The following is a 3,972-nucleotide window of genomic DNA, read 5'->3' as shown; positions in this document are numbered from 1 at the left end:
AGCTCGGTTCGGCTCATCATCGTGCCGGTCGGGTTGTGCGGGCAGGTGACGCTGATCAGCTTCGTGTCCGGCCGCAGCGCCGCCTTGACGCGTTCGACATCAATGGCGAAGCCTTCCTCGAAGGCCAGGTCGACAAAGCTGATGGCGCAGCCGATCGCCCTTGGGGTTTCGATGTTGGTGGCGTAGTTGGGCCTGATGACGACGAGATGGTCATTGGCCGACAAGAGCGAGGTCGAGATTATGAACAGCGCGCCCGCGGCGCCAGCGGTGACCAGGACATCATCCGGTGAAATGCCGGCATCCTGCGCCGAGATCAGTGCACGCAACTGCTTGTCGCCGCGATGCTCGCCATAGAAAAGCGTGAGATCAGGCAGCGACAGGCCGATGTCGGAGAGCTTCTGGTCGGCGATCGAACTTTCCGAAAGATTGTAGCGGATACGGTCGTAGCCGTATTCTTCCGGCGCTTCTTTCTCGATCACCATCCTGGTGTAGTTCATGGCTCGCTCCCCAAGAGCAGTTCACCGTTTCACGGAAACGGCGACCGCTCTGACTCCTTGTTTTCACGCGGACGGAAAACCGTTTCACACTTTTCCTGGAATTGCTCTAGGAACCCGTCCGGCCCATCCAAGCCATAAAAATAGGAAGCCTGCCAAGGCGAATTCGCCGGCAGGCTTCTGTTCCAGTCGTCCTAACTGTTGGCTCAGGACTGAATATTCAGGCCGAGGCCTTGGCCTTCCTGCCCTTGGCGGGTGCCTTCACGGGGGCAGCCTTGCGGCCGAGGCCGATGGATTTCGCCAGCAGCGAACGCGAGGCCGCGTAGTTGGGAGCGACCATCGGATAGTCCGACGGCAAGCCCCATTTGGCGCGATAGGCGTCCGGTGTCAGGCCGAAATGCAAGCCCAGGTGACGCTTCAGCGATTTGAACTTCTTGCCGTCTTCAAGGCAGATGATGAAATCGGGTGTCACCGACTTCTTGGGGTTGACCGCCGGGACCAGGGGGGCAGCCACCGGGACCGCAGGCTTGCCGAGCGCGTTTATCGAGGCGCTGACGCTGGCGATGAGGTCGGCCAAGCCGGAGGCGGGCAAGCGGTTCTTCTCGACGTAAGCGGACACGATGTGAGCGGTCAGCTCGAGCAGATCGATGTCTTTACGGGCACTGTTGCTATCGTCGGTCACTCTATTTCTCCGTCTACAGCGAATGACCTGAAAATCGGATTCGACTTCCGGAAAGGATCATGCGCGAAATCAAAATGCTATGGCGTCCTTCGTGCGTCCACGGACGAATGGCGTTGGTGTAGCGCGGAATTCCTAGTCGGCAAATCTGCGCATTGCAACGACTTGATGTCAGGTCACACGTTATTTTGAACAACTATATTAAACAATAACAGTATCAGACTATCAGCGCTTTGTCGCGCCACAAACGAAACCCGCCTTCGAAGGCGCGTGTGTTGTCGCCGCGCCTGGAGTCGGCGGGCAATTCATCGAGCTTGTCGACGTTGCCGCCGCCAATCACGACATAGTCGGGCTGCATGGCGGCACGGAGCCGGTCGACGACGTCGAAGACGTATTTGCGCCATTTCTTCTTGCCGCGCTTTTCCAGGCCGCGTTCGCCGACATAATCCTCGAAACTCCTGCCCTTCCTGTAGGGCAAATGCGCGAGTTCCATCGGTTGGGCGACGTTGTCGGCGATCATCGCCGCACCGAGACCGGTGCCGAGCCCGAGGAACAGCATGCGCCCGCCCTCGTAGCTGCCGATGGCCTGCATCAGCGCATCATTGACCACTTTCACCGGTTTGCCGAACGCGCCCGCAAAGTCGAATCCAGCCCAGCCCTTGCCGAGATTGGCGGGGTCGGCGAGCGGCCTGTTGTGATTGACCGGGCCGGGATAGCCCATCGAGACGACGTCGTAGGACAAGCCTTCGGCGAGCTTCTTCACCGCGTCGATCATCTGCTGCGGTGTCAGGCCCGGTCCGGAGTCGGCGCGGCGCTCCTCGCCGCCGGCGCTGGTGAGAATCTTGACGTGCGAGCCGCCGATGTCGATCGTGAGCACGATCTTTTCAGTGTCCGGCTTCTCGGTGCCCGATGCAGGTTGCTTCACCGCCTTGGCCATCGTGTGGTCCTCTCACTTCACCGGATCGATCCAGCCATTGGGCGGCCCGAACCCGGCCATGACGTCCGCCGGTCCCCATGTGAGCGGCTCGTAGAGATGCGGCGGCGTGGTGTCGCCAAGCACCGGGCCGACGATGCGCCAGGCCAGTTCGCTGGCGTCCTGGCGGGTGAAGAGCTGGCCGTTGCCGTTCATGGCGTCGCCGATCAAACGCTCATAGGGCGGCATGTCGCCCTTTGAATCGTCGAGCGCCGTCAGTTCGACCTGCTCGCCGATCATGTCGTCGCCCGGCGCCTTGCGCTGTGCTCCGATGGCGATCACCACCTGTGGGTCGATGCGGAAGCGGACGTAGTTCTGGTCGGCGGGCTTGATCGGATCGAAGACATCGAGCGGCGGCCGCTTCAGCCGCACCACCACTTCGGTGACATGCACCGGCATGTTCTTGCCGGCGCGGATGAAGAACGGCACGTCCTGCCAGCGCCAGGTGTCGACGAAGAAACGCACCGCCGCGAAGGTCTCGACAGGCGAGTTCGGCGCCACGCCGGGCTCGGCGAGATAGCCGGTGAACTGGCCACGCACGACATCGTCTTTGGTCAGCGTCCTGATCGCGCGCAGCACTTGCACCTTCTCATCGATCAGGTCGTCGGCGGAGCGGCCGACAGGCGGCTCCATGGCAAGCAGCAACAGGATGTTGAGCAGATGGTTCTCGATGACGTCCCTGATGCAGCCGACATCGTCATAGAAACGGCCACGTCCCTCGACGCCGAAATCCTCGGCCATGGTGATCTGCACGCTCTCGACGTAGTTGCGGTTCCAGATCGGCTCGAGCAGCGAATTGGCGAAGCGGAAATAGAGCAGGTTCTGGATCGCTTCCTTGCCCAGGTAATGGTCGATGCGGAAGATCGACTGTTCGTCGAACACCAGATGCAGGACCCGGTTCAGCCAGCGCGCCGATTGCAGATCGTGACCGAAGGGCTTTTCCACCATCAGCCGCGCGCCATGCGCCGTGCCTGATTGCTCCAGCCCCTGGACGACGGTCTCGAACATGGTCGGCGGCACCGCCATGTAGTGCAGCGGCCGCTGTGCGGTGCCGAGCGCGCTCTTCAGTTTCTCGAACGTCGCTCCGTCACGGTAGTCGCCGCTGACGTAGCGCAGCAGCGAGGCGAATTTGGCGAACGCTTTCTCGTCGATCTTGCCGAGCGCATTGACGATGCCGTCGCGGGCGCGCGCCTGCAACTGCTTGAGGTCCCAGGCGTCGAAGGCGACGCCGATCACCGGCTCGGTGAGCGTGCCCTTGGCGACCATCTGGTAAAGGGCTGGAAATATCTTCTTGTGGGCGAGGTCGCCGGTGGCCCCGAAGAGCACCAGCGTGTCGGACCGTTCCTGGCTCATGCGCGTGTCTCTCCCAGTGTCCTCACTTGCCGGCCTTCGGCTTCTCGACATGGCCGCCAAAGGCATAGCGCATGGCGGAGAGCAGCTTGTCGGCGAATTCGGATTCGCCCTGCGAGGAGAAGCGGTCGAACAGCGCCGAGGACAGCACCGGAGCCGGCACGCCGGTGTCGATCGCCGCCTTCAGCGTCCAGCGCCCTTCGCCGGAATCCGAAACGCGGCCGCCGAAATTCACCAGGCCCGGATCGCTTTTCAACGCGCCGGCCGTCAGGTCGAGCAGCCAGGAGCCGATAACGCTGCCATGCCGCCAGACCTCGGCCACCTGGGGAAGGTCGATGTCGAACTGGTAGTATTGCGGGTTTTCCAGCGGACTGGTCTCGGCGTCCGCCGTCCGTTGCCGCTTGCCGGCATTGGCCGACTTCAGGATGTTCATGCCTTCGGCATAGGCGGCCATGACGCCATATTCGATGCCGTTG

4 protein-coding genes and 1 pseudogene are annotated in these 3,972 nt (G+C 62.0%); all 5 read right to left on the bottom strand.

The features are described 5' to 3' along the window. Positions 1-497, bottom strand: a 497-nt coding sequence (locus EN750_RS22285) for an aminotransferase class I/II-fold pyridoxal phosphate-dependent enzyme (RefSeq protein WP_127397659.1), incomplete at its 3' end; no start/stop codon positions are given. 217 nt (positions 498-714) lie between these two features. Then, positions 715-1,176 carry a MucR family transcriptional regulator gene (locus tag EN750_RS22280; protein ID WP_127397658.1) on the bottom strand — a complete coding sequence of 154 codons (462 nt, stop codon included), beginning with the start codon at positions 1,174-1,176 and terminating at the stop codon, positions 715-717. A gap of 214 nt (positions 1,177-1,390) precedes the next feature. Continuing rightward, entirely contained in the window at positions 1,391-2,110 is a 720-nt protein-coding gene (locus EN750_RS22275) for an ROK family protein (RefSeq protein ID WP_127397657.1), read from the bottom strand. A 12-nt stretch (positions 2,111-2,122) separates the two neighbouring features. Beyond that, entirely contained in the window at positions 2,123-3,499 is a 1,377-nt protein-coding gene (gene zwf / locus EN750_RS22270; RefSeq protein WP_127318786.1) for a glucose-6-phosphate dehydrogenase, read from the bottom strand. 22 nt (positions 3,500-3,521) lie between these two features. Then, positions 3,522-3,972 (bottom strand): annotated as a pseudogene (locus EN750_RS22265) (6-phosphogluconate dehydrogenase (decarboxylating)); the annotation flags it as partial.

The organism is Mesorhizobium sp. M7A.F.Ca.ET.027.03.2.1 (genome assembly GCF_003999175.1).
Classification (GTDB): Bacteria; Pseudomonadota; Alphaproteobacteria; order Rhizobiales; family Rhizobiaceae; genus Mesorhizobium.
Note: the sequence above shows the minus strand (reverse complement) of the source record. Positions and strands in the feature narration are given on the sequence as shown.